General features: G+C 47.0%; 15 protein-coding genes. 10 read left to right on the top strand and 5 right to left on the bottom strand.

Going from position 1 to position 19,880, the window contains the following annotated elements; all coding sequences use genetic code 11:
- Positions 1–428: 428 nt before the first annotated feature.
- Together HMPREF9944_RS10400 and uxuA are read right to left on the bottom strand one after the other, a co-directional pair.
- On the bottom strand, positions 429–2,015 hold the full coding sequence (locus HMPREF9944_RS10400; RefSeq protein WP_008566214.1) for a mannitol dehydrogenase family protein: 1,587 nt from the start codon (positions 2,013–2,015) through the stop codon (positions 429–431).
- Between the two features lie 19 nt (positions 2,016–2,034).
- Complete coding sequence (gene uxuA, locus HMPREF9944_RS10395) at positions 2,035–3,300, bottom strand: mannonate dehydratase (protein WP_008566213.1); 1,266 nt, start codon at positions 3,298–3,300, stop codon at positions 2,035–2,037.
- 248 nt (positions 3,301–3,548) lie between these two features.
- Between uxuA and HMPREF9944_RS10390 the strand changes: the two genes are divergently transcribed.
- From HMPREF9944_RS10390 to HMPREF9944_RS10350, 8 genes are all read left to right on the top strand, one after another.
- Positions 3,549–4,712, top strand: a complete 1,164-nt coding sequence (locus HMPREF9944_RS10390) for a sensor histidine kinase (RefSeq protein WP_008566212.1) — start codon at positions 3,549–3,551, stop codon at positions 4,710–4,712.
- Between the two features lie 199 nt (positions 4,713–4,911).
- Positions 4,912–6,150 carry a 3-phosphoshikimate 1-carboxyvinyltransferase gene (locus HMPREF9944_RS10385; protein ID WP_044113650.1) on the top strand — a complete coding sequence of 413 codons (1,239 nt, stop codon included), beginning with the start codon at positions 4,912–4,914 and terminating at the stop codon, positions 6,148–6,150.
- The gene (locus tag HMPREF9944_RS10380; RefSeq protein ID WP_008566210.1) at positions 6,147–6,548 is read left to right on the top strand and encodes a hypothetical protein; all 402 of its coding nucleotides are present in this window, start codon (positions 6,147–6,149) and stop codon (positions 6,546–6,548) included. The genes HMPREF9944_RS10385 and HMPREF9944_RS10380 overlap by 4 nt, the downstream gene beginning before the upstream one ends.
- Positions 6,529–7,320, top strand: coding sequence for a metal ABC transporter permease (locus tag HMPREF9944_RS10375; RefSeq protein ID WP_008566209.1), 792 nt, complete (start codon positions 6,529–6,531; stop codon positions 7,318–7,320). Before HMPREF9944_RS10380 ends, HMPREF9944_RS10375 begins: the two co-directional genes overlap by 20 nt.
- Positions 7,317–10,376 carry a type IX secretion system periplasmic lipoprotein PorW/SprE gene (gene porW / locus HMPREF9944_RS10370; protein ID WP_008566208.1) on the top strand — a complete coding sequence of 1,020 codons (3,060 nt, stop codon included), beginning with the start codon at positions 7,317–7,319 and terminating at the stop codon, positions 10,374–10,376. The genes HMPREF9944_RS10375 and porW overlap by 4 nt, the downstream gene beginning before the upstream one ends.
- Before the next feature lie 2 nt (positions 10,377–10,378).
- Positions 10,379–11,938, top strand: coding sequence for a T9SS response regulator signal transducer PorX (gene porX, locus HMPREF9944_RS10365; protein WP_008566206.1), 1,560 nt, complete (start codon positions 10,379–10,381; stop codon positions 11,936–11,938).
- Positions 11,939–12,002: 64 nt separating this feature from the next.
- Positions 12,003–12,416: a tRNA (adenosine(37)-N6)-threonylcarbamoyltransferase complex ATPase subunit type 1 TsaE gene (gene tsaE, locus HMPREF9944_RS10360; RefSeq protein ID WP_044113656.1), complete on the top strand. Its 414-nt coding sequence runs from the start codon at positions 12,003–12,005 to the stop codon at positions 12,414–12,416.
- 513 nt (positions 12,417–12,929) lie between these two features.
- A complete protein-coding gene (locus HMPREF9944_RS10350) occupies positions 12,930–14,129 on the top strand; it encodes a hypothetical protein (protein ID WP_008566203.1) in 1,200 nt (399 codons plus the stop codon).
- Positions 14,130–14,531: 402 nt separating this feature from the next.
- Here HMPREF9944_RS10350 and HMPREF9944_RS10345 read toward each other — a convergent pair whose 3' ends face one another.
- The 3 genes from HMPREF9944_RS10345 to HMPREF9944_RS10335 all read right to left on the bottom strand — a co-directional run bounded on the left by HMPREF9944_RS10345 (position 14,532) and on the right by HMPREF9944_RS10335 (position 16,740).
- Positions 14,532–14,879: a hypothetical protein gene (locus HMPREF9944_RS10345; protein WP_008566202.1), complete on the bottom strand. Its 348-nt coding sequence runs from the start codon at positions 14,877–14,879 to the stop codon at positions 14,532–14,534.
- Between the two features lie 138 nt (positions 14,880–15,017).
- On the bottom strand, positions 15,018–15,482 hold the full coding sequence (locus tag HMPREF9944_RS10340; protein WP_008566201.1) for a DUF1896 domain-containing protein: 465 nt from the start codon (positions 15,480–15,482) through the stop codon (positions 15,018–15,020).
- Positions 15,483–15,516: 34 nt separating this feature from the next.
- Positions 15,517–16,740, bottom strand: coding sequence for a site-specific integrase (locus HMPREF9944_RS10335; RefSeq protein WP_008566200.1), 1,224 nt, complete (start codon positions 16,738–16,740; stop codon positions 15,517–15,519).
- A 482-nt stretch (positions 16,741–17,222) separates the two neighbouring features.
- On the opposite strand from HMPREF9944_RS10335, the gene HMPREF9944_RS10330 reads away from it, so the two are divergent.
- Both HMPREF9944_RS10330 and HMPREF9944_RS10325 read left to right on the top strand, forming a co-directional pair.
- Positions 17,223–18,509, top strand: a complete 1,287-nt coding sequence (locus tag HMPREF9944_RS10330; protein ID WP_008566199.1) for a site-specific integrase — start codon at positions 17,223–17,225, stop codon at positions 18,507–18,509.
- A gap of 12 nt (positions 18,510–18,521) precedes the next feature.
- Entirely contained in the window at positions 18,522–19,796 is a 1,275-nt protein-coding gene (locus tag HMPREF9944_RS10325; RefSeq protein ID WP_008566198.1) for a PDDEXK nuclease domain-containing protein, read from the top strand.
- Positions 19,797–19,880 lie beyond the last annotated feature (84 nt).

The following is a 19,880-nucleotide window of genomic DNA, read 5'->3' as shown; positions in this document are numbered from 1 at the left end:
CCGCCTGCGCCGATGGTACTGCAATGCAATGCGGGAGAGTAGGTAGCCGCCTTCTTTTACTTGGAGCCCCGAAGACAGCAATGTCTTCAGGGCTCTTTCTTTGTTTGTAACCGGCACGATGCGCCGGTGGACAAGGCCAAGTGAAATCAGTCCTCGTCAGAGGCAAGACACCTTCAGCCTTGTTGTAGTCCAATCCCAGCCATATTGCGAGGCAACCCCAGCCATATTAGGTGCTAATCTCAGCCATATTGCGAGGTGAAATGGCTGAGATAAGGGGCTTGCTTTCAGTATGCGATAAGCAACTTCATTATAGCAATCAAATCATTAGCCGGGGCTTATCTTCTATGGAGCCGAGTTTAGCTCTTGATTACAGCCATCAAAAAGGCCCGCACTCAAGAAGAGTAGCGGGCCTTTTATCGTTATTTTCTCTATCTTTCACTCACATATCGGTGGAGCGTAGCGCGCACGGCCCCCTTTCCTGCATAAAGTTCCTTGACCATGCCTTCTATCTGTTCGCCGAGACCAGCCTCATAGAGGTCTAAACCGAAGACGTCTTTGCGACTGAAGAGCTTGCGCAGACAACCGAAGTCTTGGTGCTCGCTACCGATTTCAAGTGGGGAAACGATGCTTTGCAGTTCTTCCAAGAGCGGGTCGGGCGATGGTGTGAAAGGCTTTCCTGCGTCATCAACGCCTTTCAGATAGCGGGCATAACCGGCCAATACCAATGGGATTAGCACGAGATTAGACCTATCCAGTCCCCGAGAGATATATTTCTTGATGGTCTCACCGAAGCGGATGGGTAGCTTCTGAGAGGTATCCATGGCGATACGTTGCGGCGTATCGGGCATGAAAGGATTAGGAAGTCGCTTGTTGATGAAGGCACCGATGAACTCATAAGGGTTGAGTACGCCCGGGTCAACCACTACAGGCATGGCCTCGATATAGCCGATTTTCTGTACGAAAGCACGGATATCAGCGTCTGCTATCTCTGCCGATATAAGGTCATAGCCAAGTAAACAGCCGTAGATGGCCATGGCCGTGTGAAGCGGGTTCAGGCAAGTGGTTACCTTCATCGTCTCAACCTTGTCCACGGTTTCACGCGTCGTGTAGAGCACACCTCCGAGGTTGAGCGGTGGACGGCCGTTGGTATAGTTGTCTTCGATGACAAGATACTGCGTCTCTTCGGCGTTAACGAAGGGCGCAGTAAAGGTATGTCGGGCCGTTTCGATGTAGTCATTGTCCTCAAAACCATCGGCAGCCAGCAACGCTTTCACCTTTTCATGTGGGCGAGGAGTAATCTTATCGATCATCGACCAAGGGAAAGACACCTTGCTTTCATCTTTCAAATAGTCCACGAACTCCTGTGCTACGAGCCCGTCTTTCGCCCAACGCTCAGCGTAGGCAAAGACACCTGCCTGCACCTTACTGCCATTGTGCGAGCAGTTGTCCATGCTCTGCACGGTCAACGGCAGCTTTCCGGCCTTGAAACGTTCATGGAGCAGTACGGTCACCTTGCCCAAGGCAAACACCGGACTGAGCCCGCGGGCCAAGTCTTCTTCATTATAACTGTAGCCTTTCTCGGTGATGGTGAACGATATCATCTGCAAAGACGGCTTACGGAATATCTCGGTCAGTCGGTTCCAGTCTTCAAACTGCGGGTCGGCCTTAAGGGCTTCGGTCACTGAGGCAATCACTTTCTTCTCGATCGTCCCCGAAGATTGCAGGCTCACGAGCAGTGAAAGGTTGTCGTAGGGCGCATAGGCTTTGTCGATAACCTCATCATCGAAGGTCTCGGCCACGATGACCCCGCGGTCGTATTTTCCCGTGTTCAGAGCATCATTCAATAGGGCTGCGGGGAAAGCACGGAAGATATTGCCTCCTCCGAAGTGCACCCATGTAGGGTTTTCATAGGTGTTCTTACGCACGGTCTTGATGTCGAAGCGGGGCAGTTCATAGCCTTTGGCCTCCCATTCTGCGGCATTATAGTTGTCGGTCAGTAGTTCTTTTAGTCTCATGATATATTTGTTTGGTTGATTAATCGTAAAATCCGGGCTGTTGATACCTGATGCCTTGCTCGTTGTCCACGGTGGCAATGATGCCCTGCACCTGCCCCATGGCAAACATACGGCCCAAGAAACTGTAGCCTGCATTGTAGCCCTTGGTCTCGTCGCCCAGCATGGTCATGCCGTGATCCACGCGCATTGGCAGTCGGGCGATGTTGGGATTGCCCTTACGGCTTTGCTCTTCTTTCTCGAATATCCTGCATAGCTCGACAATATCGGCTCTTCCACCCAAGTGGCTGGCCTCCGTGAAGTCGCCATTGGGGAATACATGGCAGCTGCGCAGGTGCACGAACCATGTTCGGTTGGCGTATTTCCCGGCCATAAGCGGCAGGTTGTTCTGTGCTCCGGCTGAAAGACTCCCCGCACAAAAGGTCAATCCGTTGTGTTTGTCGGGCACTGCGTTGAGGAACCATTCTATATCTTCATCGCAAGTCACGATGCGTGGCAGGCCAAGTATTTGAAATGGAGGGTCATCAGGGTGCACACACATGTACATATCACATTCGTTACACACGGGCATGATAGCACTCAGGAAATAACGCATGTTTTCACGCAGCCGATTCTTGTCGATTCCTTTGTAAAGGGCAAGCAGTTCGCGGAACAGTTCCACGGGGTGCTCGTCGCCTTCTTTGAAATTTCCGCTCACGAACCCTTGCGTCTTGATGACAATATTCTCCACCAAGGCGTGGTCTTTCGCGGGCGTCATTTCCTTGGCCAGCGCGTCCACCTCTTTTAATATGTCGCGTCCGTTTGGTTTTCCATCAGGACCGAGTGTCTGAAAGGCTGCCCAGCTCTCTCTCGCACCCTCACGTTTGAGGATATAAATGTCGAAATAGGCGAACTCTGGAATTGAGAAATAAAGGTTGCTGCTGCCGTTCGGATTGGCATGAAGCAGGTCGGTGCGTGCCCAATCAAGCACGGGCATGAAGTTATAACAAATGGTGTGAATGCCTTCGGCGGCCAAGTTGCGCAGACTTTCCTTGTAAACTTCAATCTGGTGGTCGCGATCCGAGCCACCATATTTAATCGTCTCTGTAACGGGAAGTGACTCAACAACGCTCCAACGCATGTCATAACTTTCGATATACGCCTTGAGGTCGTGAATCTTTTCGCGCGTCCATACTTCTCCCAAAGGCACATCATGCAGTGCTGTAACAATACCTTCAACTCCGATTTCCTTGAGCATGGCAAGCGTAATCTTGTCTTTCTTGCCAAACCATCTCCATGTTCTTTCCATATATAATGATTATTAAAAATTCAAATGCGTTTAGGTGTCGTCTTCTTCATGAATGATTTCATTGCCACAAAGTTAACCTTTTTATTTCATTCGGACCAATTTTTTTGAAAGTTTCCTGTAAAACTTTGAGATGAGCAGGCCTAATGGCGTTAATTTATGCTCACCCGGACCCTCGCAAGCGTTTGGACTTCAGCGGTGCTTCTTGCCGTTTCATGCAATAATTGCGATGGGAAAGCGTTTCTGAAAATATGAAATGGACCGATCGTTTGCGTCATATTCGTCTTTTGTTCATCTTGGTTGCGGCTCTGATTGCCGCGGGATTTCTGTTGGTGTCTCATCTTCTTGTCCGCGATTTGAGCAAAGAAGAGAGTGCACGAATGGAGCTATGGGCCGAAGCGATGCGTGCCTTGAATGGGGCAGACGAGCATACTGACCTTGCACTCGTGCTGAAAGTAATCAACGAGAACCATACGATTCCGGTGATTGTCATCAATAAGCAGGGACATGTTCAGACCTATCGCAACGTCGAACTCAATGGAAAAACGCATTCAGACAGCCTGAAAGATGCCGTCAGTCAGGCTGAAAGAATGCGTGCCGAAGGTCATTTCGTCCGCATTGTCTTGGACACTCGACGTGATTATATTGACGTTTGCTATGCCGACTCACTGCTTTTGCGCCGCTTGTCCTATTATCCTTACGTGCAATTGGCCGTAATTCTGCTCTTTGCCTGCCTTGCCATCTTCACGCTTTTGACCTTGAAGCGGGCCGAACAAAACCGAGTCTGGGTGGGACTGAGCAAGGAAACGGCCCATCAATTGGGCACTCCTATCTCCAGTTTGATGGCATGGATGGAGATTATGAAAGAGAATTATCCCGACGATATGCTGTTGCCAGAGATGGATAATGATGTGAAACGCCTCCAATTGATAGCCGACAGGTTCTCGAAAATAGGCTCGCAACCGGCTCCTGAACAAGCGGATTTGCTTGCCGTATTGCAGCGTGTCGCGGCTTATATGGATCGCCGAACGTCGAAAAACATTGTCATCAGTGTGCATGCTCCCAAGATTGTTGTGGCATTGAACGTCTCACTTTTTGAATGGGTCATCGAAAACCTCTGTAAGAATGCCGCCGATGCCATGGAAAACGCTACGGGGCGCATTGATATCCGGGTGGAACCGAAGGGAAAGACAATCGTGATAAACGTTTCTGACACGGGGAAAGGAATCCGACAGAAGGATATTAAAAACGTATTCCGCCCGGGTTTCACGACAAAGCAGCGTGGTTGGGGCCTCGGTTTGTCATTGGCCAAGCGCATCGTCGAGGACTATCACCACGGAAAGATATTCGTCAAGCATTCTGAAGTGGGCCGTGGCACCACGTTCAGCATCGTTATTCCCCGGCAAAGTCAGTGAAAAACAAATGATGTGAGCATCGGTTTATTGCTTCACATGCACCCTGAAGTAGCACCACATGAGCCATGCGTCCAGTAAAATGGCTGAGATTGAAGAGCGACAGACTGTAGGTTATGATGATTATCACGCGCTTTTATTGGGTTTTCCGTTTTTTGTTTGTACTTTTGCATCATGTACAAATCAAGGTATCATTCGCAACATGACATATACGATTGAAGGACCACACCACATCGACACCACCATCGAACTGCCAGCCGGCAAGAGCATCAGTAACCGCGCATTGATTATCCATGCATTGGCCGGGCAACAGGTGATGCCGCTCAATCTGAGCGACTGTGACGACACGGAAGTTATCGTGGAAGCGTTGGAAAAGATGCCCGAAACCATCAACGTGAAAGCGGCCGGGACGGCGATGCGCTTTATGACGGCTTATCTCTCGGTGGGCGAAGGCGAGCATGTAATCACGGGAACCGAACGCATGAAGCACCGTCCGATAGGCGTCTTGGTCGACGCCCTGCGCTATCTGGGCGCCGATATCCGCTATGAGGGCGAAGAGGGTTACTCTCCCTTGCGCATCAGGGGGCGCAAGTTGGAGGGCGGACGGCTCGAAATGCCGGGCAACGTGAGTTCGCAGTTCATCTCGGCCCTGCTGCTGATTGCGCCTACGCTTTCGAATGGGCTGGAACTGAAGCTGACCGACACCATCATCTCGCGGCCTTACATCGACTTGACGCTGTGCATGATGCGCGACTTCGGGGCCGTGGCCGAGTGGTCGGACGTGGACATAATCAACGTGATGGCGAAGCCTTATGTGGCGCGCCCTTACGTCATTGAAAGTGATTGGAGCGCGGCCAGCTATTGGTATGAAATCATGGCCTTGAGCGACGATGCTGAGGCTACGGTACGCCTGACGGGACTGATGGACGGCTCGAGGCAGGGCGACTCGGTGGTGAAATATATCTTCTCGCTCTTGGGCGTGAAGACGACGTTCGAGACGACCGAGCCCGGCGTGCCCACCACGGTGACGTTGCATCGCCGGCCGTGCATGCTGCCTCGGCTGGAATACGACTTCACAGGGGCGCCCGATTTGGCACAGACGCTTGTGGTTTGCTGTGCGCTGATGGGCATCAAGTTCCATTTCAAAGGGCTTGCAAGTCTGAAGATCAAGGAGACCGACCGCATTGAGGCCCTGAAGACGGAGCTGCGCAAGCTGGGCTATATGATACATGACGCCAACGACAGCGAGCTCTATTGGGACGGCGAACGCTGCGAACCTACCGGAGAGCCTATCGATACCCACGAAGACCACCGCATGGCCATGGCCTTTGCCCCCGCGGCACTGAAGCTTCCGGGCCTGCGCGTGAATAATCCGGAAGTGGTGTCGAAGTCTTATCCCGACTTTTGGCGCGACCTCCGACAAGCCGGCTTTACATTATGATGTATCTCGTCTTTGCACTCCTTGCCTTGGGCCTGATAACAGGGTTGGCGACGCTGCTCGGTCGGAAGCGGGGCGAGGAAGAAACGCCCGTCGTCCTGCAGGACTCATGTTCCACTTGCACGGGCGAGAACGAACGGTGCGAGCAAGAGTGCATGATGGAGGCAGCCACGAAGGAAATTGAATATTATGACGACGAAGAGCTCGACTACTTCCGAGGCCGCCCGTCGGACGGATATACCGACAGTGAGGCCGAAGCGTTTGCCGAAGTAATGCAGACGATGCGCCCCGACGAAGTGAAAGGTTGGAACCGAAGTCTTATTCTGCGTGGCATCAATATGCCCGATCAAATCAAAGATGACTTTATAGCATTGGCCGATGATGGATATTCTGCATTATAGTTTCTTTCAGAACGCGCTGCTGGGTTCACTGCTTGCCGCCATCGTCTGCGGCATCGTGGGCACGTATATCGTGACGCGTCGGTTGGTGTTCATTAGCGGCGGCATCACGCATGCGTCGTTCGGGGGCATCGGTTTGGGCGTTCTTTTGGGCGTAAATCCTGTGTTCTCGGCCATGATATTTGCTGTGTTGAGTGCTTTCGGCGTAGAATGGATGGCGCGTCGCAATGTTCGTGAAGACTCCGCCATTGCCGTGTTTTGGACATTCGGCATGAGTGTGGGTATCATCTGCTGTTTCCTGACACCCGGTTTCATGCCCGATTTGCCGTCGTTTCTCTTTGGTAGTATCCTGACCATAGGCAGTCTCGACCTCTGGCTGTTGGCCGTACTATGCGTAATCGTGGCAGTTTGCATCACGGTTTTTTATAGGGAAATCCTCAGTGTGGCCTTCGATCGAACGTTTGCCGAGTCACAAGGGCTCCCTGTCCGATGGATAGAATATGGCATGATGGCCCTCGTTGCCCTGACCATCGTGTCGACTCTGCGCATGGTGGGCATTGTTTTGGCCATCAGTCTGCTCACCATTCCGCAGATGACCGCCAATCTTTTCACGTTCACTTACAAGCGAATGATGCTTCTCTCCGTGCTCATTGGGTGGGTAGACTGCCTGTTTGGGCTAGCCATGAGCTATTGGCTCGATGTTCCATCGGGTGCTTCGATTATCTTTGTGAGCATCATCGGCTATGTTGTTGCCAAGCTGTCCGTCAGAAAATGAAACACGTTGCGCCCTATCTCCTTTCGTTCTTGGTCGTGATGACGATGCTTCCCGGCTGTTCGAGTCGGCTGAATACGGCCAATACAAGGTGGTGGCGTGCATTCAACACGCGCTATAACGTCTATTATAACGGTTCGGTAGCTTACATCGACGCTTCGTTGGAGCGGGAGAATGGGAATAAAGACAACTTCACCGAGCTGATTCCGCTTTACACGGTGGGCAACAAGGAGAACCGCGAGCTGGGAAAGGCAAACTTCGACCGTGCCATAGAGAAATGCGAGAAGGCCATCAAGCTGTATAGCATCAGGCGTCGCCCCGTGTGGGACAAGAACCGGCGGAAGACGGCAGAAGACATTGAGTGGCTGAACCGCAAGGAATATAATCCGTTCATGTGGAAAGTCTGGATGTTGATGGGGCGGTCACAGTTCCATGAGGGCAACTTCGAGGAGGCTGTTTCCACCTTTTCTTATATGAGTCGCCTCTATGCTACCCAACCCGCCATTTATCATCGGGCGCAAGCATGGTTGGCCAAGAGCTATATCGAGGCGGGTTGGCAATACGAGGCCGAGAACGTTATCCGCAACATGCGCCGCGACTCGATCTATTGGAGCGCACAAAAGGAATGGGACTACACGTATGCGGATTATTACATACACACGGGCGACTATCAGCAGGCTATCCCTTATCTGCAAAAGGTCATCGGTCATGAGATGCGACGCAAGCAAAAGGCACGCGAGTGGTTTCTGTTGGGGCAGTTGCTTGCTGAAACCGGTCGGAACGCTGAGGCCTATAAGGCCTATAAGCACGTGACAAAACTGAACCCGCACTATGCGCTTGCGTTCAACGCCCGTGTGGCCATGACCGAAGTGATGGCCGGAGGAAAGCAAAAGCAAATGATTGCCAAGCTGAAACGCATGGCTTCTTCGGATAATAACAAGGAGTATCTTGACCAAGTCTACTATGCCATCGGCAACATCTATCTGTCGCAGCGGGATACGCTTCGTGCCATCGGTGCCTATGAGCAGGGCAACGAGCGGGCCACACGCAACGGCATCGAGAAAGGTGTCTTGCTGTTGAAGCTCGGCGACTTGTATTGGCAACGAAACCGCTTTGGCGATGCCAAGCGATGCTATGATGTGGCCATCGGATTGCTGGACAAAGACCGGAAAGACTATCGTCGGCTCTCGGAAAGACAACAGGTGCTCGAGGCGCTTGTGCCTTATACCGACGCCGTTGAGCTGCAAGACTCCTTGCAACGGCTGGCAAGAATGAGCGAAAAGGAACGCAATGCTGCCATCGACCGTGTGATTGTCGCTTTGAAAAAGAAGGAGAAGAAAGAACAAAACGACCGGCTCTCTCTTGCCAAAGGGGGCGATACTCCCGTGCCAAGTGGAGGGGCGAGCCTTCCGAATGCTGGGCTCCAACCCGGCAAGAATGGGCAGCAGAGCACATGGTATTTCTATAATCCCATGGTCGTGGCACGCGGAAAGGAAACCTTCCTTCGCCTTTGGGGAAGGCGCGACAACATCGATAACTGGCAACGCATCAATAAAACGGTGCTTCTGACGGCTACCGACAAAGCGCAAGAGCAGCCGGACTCCCTTTCGAAAGTGGAAGAGTTGACCGATAACGACCTGCGAAGACCCGACAGTGTATCAGTGTATCGCAGGGAATATTATCTGAAACAGATTCCGCTGACTGCAGAACAGCTGAAAGAAAGCAATAAGCAGCTTGCCGACGGGCTCTTCCACAGTGGCATTATCTTCAAAGACAGGTTGGACAACCTCGCTTTGAGCGAGCAAGCATTGTTGAGACTCGTCCGTGACTTCCCCGATTATGCGCAGAGAGACGAGGCTTATTATCATCTTTACCTGCTTTATGCGCGTAAGAACGAACCGGAACAGGCCGAGACTTATATCTACCGATTGAAGAAAGAATACCCCGACAGCAAGTGGACGGCCCTGCTCACCGACCCTTATTATCGTGAGAATGCACGTTGGGGAGAGCACATAGAGGACTCACTTTACACGGCTTCCTACGACGCTTTCAAGAACGAACGCTATCAAGAGGTGTTAGGCAATGCACAAGTGTCTGCAAAACGTTTCCCCAACGGGGCTAACCGCGACAAGTTCTTGTTTATCGGTGGGCTGAGCAAGCTGAATGATGGCGACGCAAAAGCCTGCCTGCAAGATCTCAATACCTTGGTGGGCACCTATCCCGAAAGCAGGCTTAGCGAGATGGCCGGCATGATAGTCAATGGCATAAAGGCTGGGCGAAGGTTGCAACGTGGCCGGTTTGACATGGCAACAATATGGAGTCGGCGCTCCGAAGTGCTGAATGACAGCGACTCGATACAGGCCGTCAAACTAAGTCCGGAACGCAATGTCGGCTTCGTCTATATGCTGGTTTACCATCCTGATTCGGTCAATGAGAACCGGCTGCTCTTTGAGTTGGCAAAGTATAACTTCACGAGTTATCTCGTCAGGAACTTTGATATACGGATTGAAGACGCCGAGGGTATGCACCGAATGAGCATCAAAGGTTTCCTGAACTATGACGAAGCATTGCAATATGCACGCAGTCTTCATCAGCAACATGGGCTGGTGGGGCTGATGAAAGCAGCTCGCCCGTTCATCGTCAGCGAGCAGAATCTGCCGCTTTTAGGCCATCGATTCAGCTATGATGATTATGATCATTTCTATCAAAAGCACTTCGCGCCACTGAAAATCAGTACGCTCCAACTGCTTACCGAGCCAGTAAAACCCACCTATCAGGAGCCGAAGCCTTCATCGGACGAAGAAACAGATCGCAAAATGGATAAGATGAGCTCGCAAGATAGCGAATATTACCCGGTAAAATCAATGATTTTACCGCCTAATATGACTGATATTGCACCGCAAAATGGGTCATCTAAGCCGCAGGATAAACCTGCCCAGACAAAAGGAAAGCCTGAAAAGCCGCAGAAACCGGTCAAGCCGAAGCAACCGACGCCGCCGGCCAAGCCCGTGAAGCCGCTCGATTTGGACGATGAATATTATGATTTGGAAGGATTTTAACGATGAGTAATGGAAAGTTATTATGGGTTGATGATGAGATAGACCTGCTGAAAGCGCACATCATCTTTCTTGAGAAACGAGGCTATGACGTCACGACAAGGAGCAATGGCGCCGATGCTGTCGCGCTTTGTAGGGAGAAAACGTTCGACCTTATCTTGCTCGACGAGATGATGCCCGGCATGACTGGGCTCGAAACCTTGCAGAAAATCAAGGACATTCAGCCTGCGACTCCCGTCGTGATGGTGACGAAAAGCGAGGAAGAAGACCTTATGAACCAAGCCATCGGGAGCAAGATAGCCGACTATCTCATCAAGCCTGTCAACCCCAATCAGATACTTATTGCGCTGAAAAAGAACATTCACAAGCGCGAAATCGTCACCGAAGTGACTCAAAGCAGCTACCGGCAAGACTTTCAAAACATAGCCTTACAGATGATGGCGTGCAGAAACTTCGACGACTGGGTTGCCGTTTATCGCCGTTTGGTCAAGTGGGAGTTGGAACTGAGCACCACCGACAGCCAGATGACCGAGATGTTGCAAGCGCAAAAAGAAGATGCCGATAACGGTTTCGCCAAATACATACAGCGACATTATATGGACTGGATGTCAGGTAGCGACGACCGGCCGCTGATGAGCAACCGTCTCTTTCAACAAAAGGTCTTTCCGCTTCTCAATGAAAAGGAGAGTGTGTTCCTAATCGTGATAGATAACTTCCGATACGACCAATGGCGCATGCTTGCTGATGAGCTTTCCGACAGTTTCGACATCGAAGAGCAACTCTACATGAGCATTCTGCCCACGGCCACGCAGTATGCCCGCAATGCCATCTTCAGCGGGTTGATGCCCGATGAAATCCAGAAAATGTTCCCAGACCTTTGGGTCGATGAAGGCGAAGAAGAAGGAAAGAACCTCAATGAGGAGCAACTCATTGCGACGCAAATCCAACGCTATCGCCGACACGACACTTTCAGCTATCATAAAATCAACGACTCGCAGTCGATGGAGCGACTGTTGGCTCGCTTCAACGAGCTCTTGCGTTACGATCTCAATGTGGTGGTCGTCAACTTTATCGACATGCTCTCACATACACGGACAGAGTCGCGCATGATGCGTGAGTTGGCCAATAACGAAAGTGCCTATCGCAGTATCACGCAAAGCTGGTTGAGGCATTCAGAGATAGCCGAACTGTTCCGCATCTTGAGCGCTACGGACTGTAAGGTGGTCGTCACCACAGACCATGGCTGCATACGTACCAACCGTCCCCTGAAAATCATCGGAGACCGCAACACGAATACTAACTTGCGCTATAAGTTGGGCAAGAACCTGACGTATGATGCACGCCAAGTATTTGAAATCCGAGACCCGCACAAGGCCCATCTGCCTGCGCCTAACCTTAGTTCTTCGTATGTCTTTGCAACGGGGAATGCCTTCTTTGCCTACCCCAATAACTACAACTACTACGTGTCCTACTACAAAGACACCTTTCAGCATGGTGGCATTTCCATGGAAGAGATGCTCATTCCGATAGGTACGATGCGCGGAAAGGTAATAAAAACAAAATGAATATCAACCAAATAGCAGTCCTTTTCCAAGTCGTGGCAAGGCAATGGGGGAGGCATCAAACAATATGAAAATAAGAATAACATCTTTAGACAACATTCGTGAGGCTGCCAAAGCGTTCTTGGTCGGCATGGGAACAAGTAAGGTCGTCGCTTTCTATGGGAAAATGGGGGCCGGAAAGACCACTTTTATCAAGGCGATTTGTGAGGAACTGGGCGTTGAAGACGTCATCACATCGCCCACTTTCGCTCTCGTCAACGAATATACGGCCGGCAATGGCGCCCCGGTCTATCATTTCGATTTCTATCGCATCAAACGGCTTGACGAAGTCTATGACATGGGCTACGAGGATTATTTCTATGGTGGCAATCTCTGCCTGCTTGAATGGCCCGAACTCATCGAAGACATCTTGCCCGATGACGCAATGCGCGTGAGCATCACGGAACAGGAAGATGGGAGTCGGGTGATTGAAAGCCTCTGAAACCCTTCCCTTCTCCCAAAAGCCCACTCCTTCCATCCCTAAAGAGAGTGGCGAATAGAGTAAAGCAGGGAACTTCTCAATTAATAAAAGAGTTTGGAAGAAATCCTAATATGGTGATAACCTTGAAAGCCTTCATCGTTTTCGTGGCCGTATTGGAATTCTTCCCTGCGAGTTATATGTAGTTGAACGGCAAAGTCATGAATAACGGTGAATGAAGGTATTCGGACTTGATGTGTTTCAAGCACAGGTCATCTGTCATTTTCAACTCGCGATAGATGGCTCACAGAGGTCTCATCATGAATACATACTCTTTATGGCAGAAAGAAACTATCGAGAGCACCAACAAACTCTCAGGCAGTATATTCCAAAATGCACAGATATAAGTACCGTTACTGACAAAAGAATTATTACACTTGCTGGTTGACTTTTTACAGTTGAAATTACACAACCGACACAATCCCGTTCGATGTTATTTTTATACTTTTGCAGTACATTATTCAAAGAAATAAAGATATGAAAAAATTATTAGGATTAGTTCCTTTATTTGCATTGACAATTATGTTTGTTCAGTGTACAGGAAATTCAAAACGTGTGAACATAGTTGCTATGGAATCACATAAAACAACACACATTCAATATGATAGCATAATCAGTATGGAAAGATTAAAAGAAATGGGTATTGACAGAGATACCTTGCTAAAACATATAGAATTACAGGAGAATGCATGGTTTGGTGGCGATTTCCGTGATGATCAATCTAAGCCAAGGTATATTCCAACTCGTGAAGATTTCTTATTAACGATTCCTTTAGTGGAACATTATCTATATGCTCATGGGTTTAAAAAACCTTCAAAAGAACTGTTTGCCAAAAGAGTCAAACAAGTTTTTGGGTATGACCTTGGAACAAGTGCTACATCAACATTCGTAAATATTAGCCATGAAGAGGGTTTCGATTTTGCCTCTTCCTTTTTCGCCATCGAAGATAAAGGCTTCATAACCTATAATTGGCTTCTCAGGGATTTAATCTCTGTTGACGGCAATACGATTAAACTCAAGAACACAACCTTGAAACAAATTTTATTATTAAACAAGTTCTTGATTTATAATGATACAGGTGCATTGAAGCAGTTAGAGCAGTCTCGATATAAGGGAGAGGCTGATGAAATTGGCGATTACTACAATAGTGCCCGAATGTTAGATGATTTATTAACAGGATATTCTTATTTTGGCAGTCCAGAACTGAACCAGTGGTTCTTTAATAAAGAAAGGGATAATCCTTTTGCTTTTCTTTGTTATATATTTGATAAAGGGAAAGGGAATAACCTTATTGTGCATCCGGAACTGATAGCAACCATCGAGAAAAATACAACAGGCAAGAATAGCTCTTATTACAATGAGAAGTTTTTAATATATGTGTATCAGGTGTTACAGGATGAAGATGGTATGAATGCCGCACAATTTAATCTGGAACAAAAAGCACGAATGTTTTGTTATCTTGCAAATTCTGAATATAAAATGCGTAACAAATATGCAGATTATATTCCATCAACCGATTGGCCCCGAACCTCTATAACCTATGTAATAATGACCAACTGCGAGAAAATCTACCGGTATGCACGTGCACATAAATTCTTCGGCATCAGCAGTCCTAAAATGATGGATGAAATAGAGCAGGAAGGATTAGAGTTGAATCCTCCCGGAGGTGACGAATGATGGTATAGGAAATATCGAGACTGTACTTTCCACTTGTCAAGTTTTGGCTTATATGAGTATGCTGATTCCTTTTTGTAGCAAAATAGAGGTAGCGGGGTGGGCTTGCACAAGGTTTTGGCGGGAAATACTACCCGTAGGTGTGGAGATTTTCCAGACAAACCAAGTGGCACTGACCTTTTGACGAGTTGTTGAGAGCTTGGCTCGAAAAAAGCCACAAGCCCCGTACTACCTTTGCGGATAAAAAGGGAACAGCATCCGTCTCCTTGTTATCGCATATCGTGGAGCATTGGAAAAGAAGCAAAAGTGCAACGCTCGTAGTGGAAAATAGAAAAGGTGGCTATCTCAAAATGCGAGATAACCACCTGATGAAATCAAATGGAAGGTTTTACAGAGCTGTGCTTCTCAAAGCACGCATAGCAGGATAGCACAGAGAATTGCTAGCCAGAAAAGAATGCTCAGCAGCGTAATTGTTATCCTCAGAATTACCCGTACTATAAAGCGTAGTATCAGAAAACCTGCAATGACTGAGACGGTAGTTACGACATGTGGCGTTACAATCTTCGAGATAAGCCAAATGACACCGATAACGACGGAATGCAGGATAGCGAGTTCGACGAAGCGTATCCAAAAGAAGTGGCGGACTTGCTTGGGAGAAGTCGGCTGCTGCTTGATATTATCGGTTTTGTTCGATGCGTCTGCCTTGATGAAGGCAGGTGTGTGAACGTCTTGATTCATGATGATTATATTCATATCGGAGTTTTTAATAGTTCAAGAGCAATAACAAGATATTCTGCCTTACAAAGCCAAGTGTTTGCACAAACTCTTGGTGTGTGGGGAAGAATAGTTATCTTGGCTCTTGACACTACAAAAGCTTCCTATGGTGTTACATTAAGTCATGTTCTCGCTATTGACGGTTGGCAGAGCATTGACCTCTATGAGCAAAACGATTGTCCCTGTCAGTTCGGTGTAGAGTTTATCGTACTCTGGACTTGCGCCAAAGTCGTCCGTCAGTTCATACTTGTTGAAAACGCTTTGCACAGCCTTATTCTTCAGAAGCATTGGTGCCAGTCTTTCAGGGAGTGGGGAGGGCAGTTCTTTCTCAAACTCATTCTCCAAGACAGACACAAGCGTATCATACTTTGAGAAATGCAGTCCTCGATGCAGCACTTCACTTGCCATACTCTCAGCTTCGGGATGCGAGAAGCCTTGTGCCACTGCATCGCAGTAGGTGGTAAGAGCTTCGTCGGCTCTTGCCGTTATAAATGGTTTATCACTCAGCATTTCGGGGAAATGCTCACTGAGATAATTCTCTAATTTCAATCGGAAGTAAGATAGTTCTTTCTTTGTTTCCATAAGTCTTTTATTTTAGGGATTACACATTATTATATTAAACGTCCATTGCCGTATTGAACTTGCCGAGTTTACCAGCCAGTTCTTCCATATCATGCTCTATCTTCTTGTTGGTGATGCGCGCGTAGATTTGGGTTGTCTTAATGTTGGTATGTCCCAACATCTTTGACACGCTTTCCATCGGAACGCCCTTACTCAACGACATCGTGGCAAATGTGTGCCGGGCAAGATGAAAGGTCAGGTTCTTCTTGATACCGCAAAGGTCGGCAATTTCCTTGAGATAAGCGTTAATCTTCTGGTTTGTAAGTACCGGAAGGAGCTTACCGTCCCGATAGGTCTTATGCCCATATTTGGCGATGATACGCTTGGGAATGTCAAGAAGCAGCACATTGGTTTCCACGCTTGTCTTCTGACGTTTGGTCATGATCCATTGCTTGTCGTCAAGCGTAACGATGTTGTCCGGCGTAAGGTTGGACACATCTATATATGCCAGACCTGTAAAGCAAGAGAAGATGAACACGTCACGTACTAGTCCTAAACGCGGTATACTGAAATCTTTATTCGCAATCTTCATAATCTCCTCATCCGTAAGGAAACCGCGATTCACCGGTTCTAAGTGGAAATGATGATTTATGAACGGATCGTGAAGTAAATAACCTCGCTTTTGAGCATAGATGATTACCGTCTTGAATGTTTTTAGTTTCTTGACAGAAGTATTATAAGCACATCCTGCAACCGTACCCAGATATAGCTCAAAGTCTTGTACAACAGAAGGCGTAAGTTCTGTCAGACCAATATCCTTCCGACGAAACTTATAGTTAAGAAACTCTGCAAAATGTTTTCTTAAAACACTGTATTTCTGTAAACTGTCTTTGCTGATGGTATGACCCACACGCAGTCTGATATCTTCTATGAATTTATCAAAGATAGGAAGAAGGGTTGTGTATTCTCTATCCTTTCCAAAGAAGAACGAACGAATCTTGTCCAGTGAGAGTGTTTCATCATTCTCAAACCTGCGATAGGCGTTGTTAAGCATGGTAGAAATAGAGTCCAGAGCGGCATTGACGGACAAAGCTTCTGCCGTTCTGCCTTTCAAACGACAGGTCGTATTACTCCACAAGGTTTTGTTTACGAAAATTTTTGTTGAACCAAAGTTTACCATCTCTCCGTTTAGGAATATACGGAGCATTACAGGCGATTTACCTTCTTTGTTCTCATAGTTTGAGCGTAGGTAGAAGGATACCTTGAAATTTGTTCTCATAATACATCTTTCTTTTGTGTAGCACTTGGCTGCAAAGTTAATTAATAACATATTGAAACAGAGAGAATTAATGCTGTCAATATAGTATTCAAAATCCCGTCACTGCTACATTTTTGCTGCTACATATTTTGTGTAGCAGTAAGTGTAGCAGAAATTGACCGAAAGATGACTATCAACACATAGGGTAATGCCGTCAAGTGATAGGGGCATATACAAAGAAAAATCGTTGTAAAACCTTGATTTTACAACGATTATCTAATTTTTGAAGGCTAAAATGAAGACCCTTGTGAAGACCTTTTAAAGCCTATTAGCGGAGAGAGAGGCTCTTTCTCTTGAACCTTCAAATAGTATCATAAATGTTCAATATGTTGTATAATAGCATTTTAAGTAGAGTGTTAATAAAATAAGATTTCATGGAAAATCTTTGGTAGAATCAATTTTTGGGTGTAAATTTGGGTGCAGAAATCAAAACACCCCAAAGTATGAACATCAAGCGAAATATTATCTTTACGTTGGAAAGCAGGAAAAAGGACGGAGTTCTCATTGTAGAGAATGTGCCTATCCGTATGCGTGTCAATTTTGCTTCCAAACGAATTGAATTTACAACAGGTTATCGTATTGATGCTGCGAAATGGGATACTGATAAGCAGCGTGTAAGAAACGGTTGCACAAACAAACTGAAACAATCAGCTTCTGAAATCAATGCTTCACTTTTGGGCTATTATACAGAGGTGCAGGAAATCTTCAAGAAATTTGAAGTAGAAGAAATAATGCCAACCCCTGAACAAATTAAAGAAGCATTCAATGCGCTGCACAAACCTATAGAAGCAGTAAACCCAAGAAAATCAACACCTAATGCTTTCTACAAGGTATTCGATGAGTTTGTGAGAGATTGTGGACGACAGAATGATTGGACTGATTCTACTTACGAGAAGTTTGCTGCTGTGAAAAATCATTTAATGAACTTTCGTGATGGACTTACATTTGAATTCTTTGATGAAAAAGGTCTAAACGATTATGTTACCTATCTTCGTGAGGTAAGGGAAATGCGCAATTCTACCATAGGCAAGCAACTTAGTTTCTTGAAATGGTTTTTACGCTGGGCATTCAAGAAAGGTGTGCATCAGAACAATGCCTATGACAGCTATAAGCCCAAACTTAAAAGTACACAGAAGAAAATCATCTTCCTTACATGGGAGGAACTGAACAAACTCCGAGAGTTCGAAATACCAGCTGCCAAGCAAGCTTTGGACCGGGTGCGTGATGTATTTCTTTTCCAATGCTTCACGGGCTTGCGCTACTCCGATGTGTTTAATCTTCGTAAAAGTGATATAAAGGGCGACCACATTGAGGTTACAACGGTTAAGACTTCTGATAGCCTGATTATCGAGTTGAACAACCATAGTAAAGCGATTCTTGATAAATACAAGGATGTGGCATTTGAAGATGACAAGGTGTTGCCTGTTATTACTAACCAGAAAATGAATGATTATCTTAAAGAATTAGCTGAACTGGCAGGCATTGACGAGCCTGTACGTCAAACTTATTATAGAGGTAATGAGCGCATTGACGAAGTTACACCTAAATATGCCTTACTTGGAACACACGCTGGTCGTAGAACGTTTATCTGTAATGCACTAGCATTGGGTATTCCTCCGCAAGTAGTTATGAAATGGACTGGGCATAGCGATTACAAGGCTATGAAACCTTACATAGATATTGCGGACGACATCAAGGCAAATGCCATGAGTAAATTCAATCAATTATGACACCGAAACAATATGAGTCAAGAAATAAATAAAGCAGAGAAACAAGATTTATCTCTCGTTGTTCGAGCCATCGGTTCTGACCTTGAGCATACGCAAGTACGCATGATAGCCTCTGCAAATGCAGATATGCTTTTCCACTATTGGAAAGTAGGGCATTTTATTCTCTACCTCCAAAAGAAAGAAGGTTGGGGAAGCAAAGTCATAGATAATCTTTCCAAGGCGATACGTTCTAAATATCCAGATAAGAAAGGCTATTCTCGTAGAAATATCTTCTATATGTGCCAGTTTGCCAGTGCTTATCCGTTGGAAGAGCTGAAAGAAATGGATAGGATAGATAGCTTGCTCACGACTCCTACAATAGAAAATGTTTTGAGCTTGACTAATGAACTCAATCAAATAGTGCAACAACCTGTTGCACTAATTCAATCCACAGATAATCAATCGAATACAATTACGCAACAGGCTGTTGCACAATTAGAAGAAGTTACTGAAACATTGTCAACAATCTATCACTGCGACATCAGTCAGATAGAGGAAATATTCAAGCATTCCGCCATTGTTCGCACTAACTGGGCGAGCCATGTTATTCTGCTTAATAGTAAACTCCCTTTGGGCGAGTGCTATTGGTATATTACGCAAGCAGTTGCTAATGGGTGGAGTCGCAATGTTCTGCAAATGCAGATAGAGAGCAATCTTTTTGCTCGGCAGATTACGACAACGAAAGTGAGCAACTTCTCTGTGCGATTACCCAAACCGCAAAGCGACCTTGCTAACTATCTGATGAAGGACCCTTACATCTTTGACATGATGGGGCAGACAGATAAAATGGCAGAACGAGACATTGAACGGCAATTGGTTTCGCATATCACCAAATATCTTTTGGAAATGGGCAGTGGCTTTGCATTTGTCGCACAGCAGAAGCATTTTGAAGTAGGCGATTCTGATTTTTATGCCGACCTCATCCTCTATAACATCCAACTACATGCATACGTAGTTGTCGAACTCAAAGCAACACCTTTCAAGCCCGAATATATGGGGCAACTTAACTTTTATATCAATGTAGTAGATGACACCCTACGTGGCGAGCACGACAATAAGACGATCGGCTTGCTCCTCTGTAATGGTGGTGATAAAGTCGTGGCACAATATGCACTCTCTGGCTACGATCAGCCAATTGGTGTGAGTGATTATCAACTGTCAAAGGCTATTCCCGATAATCTAAAATTTGCTTTACCTACGGTAGAGGAAGTAGAAGAGGAAATTAACAGATTTATAGGAGAAGATTAAACGAACAAGATGTGTTGATATTGAGTGTTCTTCGCTTAGCAAGGACCACATAACTAATGTGTTATCTTAACTTGAAAATAGTTT

It is taken from the genome of Segatella maculosa OT 289 (assembly GCF_000243015.1).
Taxonomy (GTDB): domain Bacteria; phylum Bacteroidota; class Bacteroidia; order Bacteroidales; family Bacteroidaceae; genus Prevotella; species Prevotella maculosa.
Note: the sequence above shows the minus strand (reverse complement) of the source record. Positions and strands in the feature narration are given on the sequence as shown.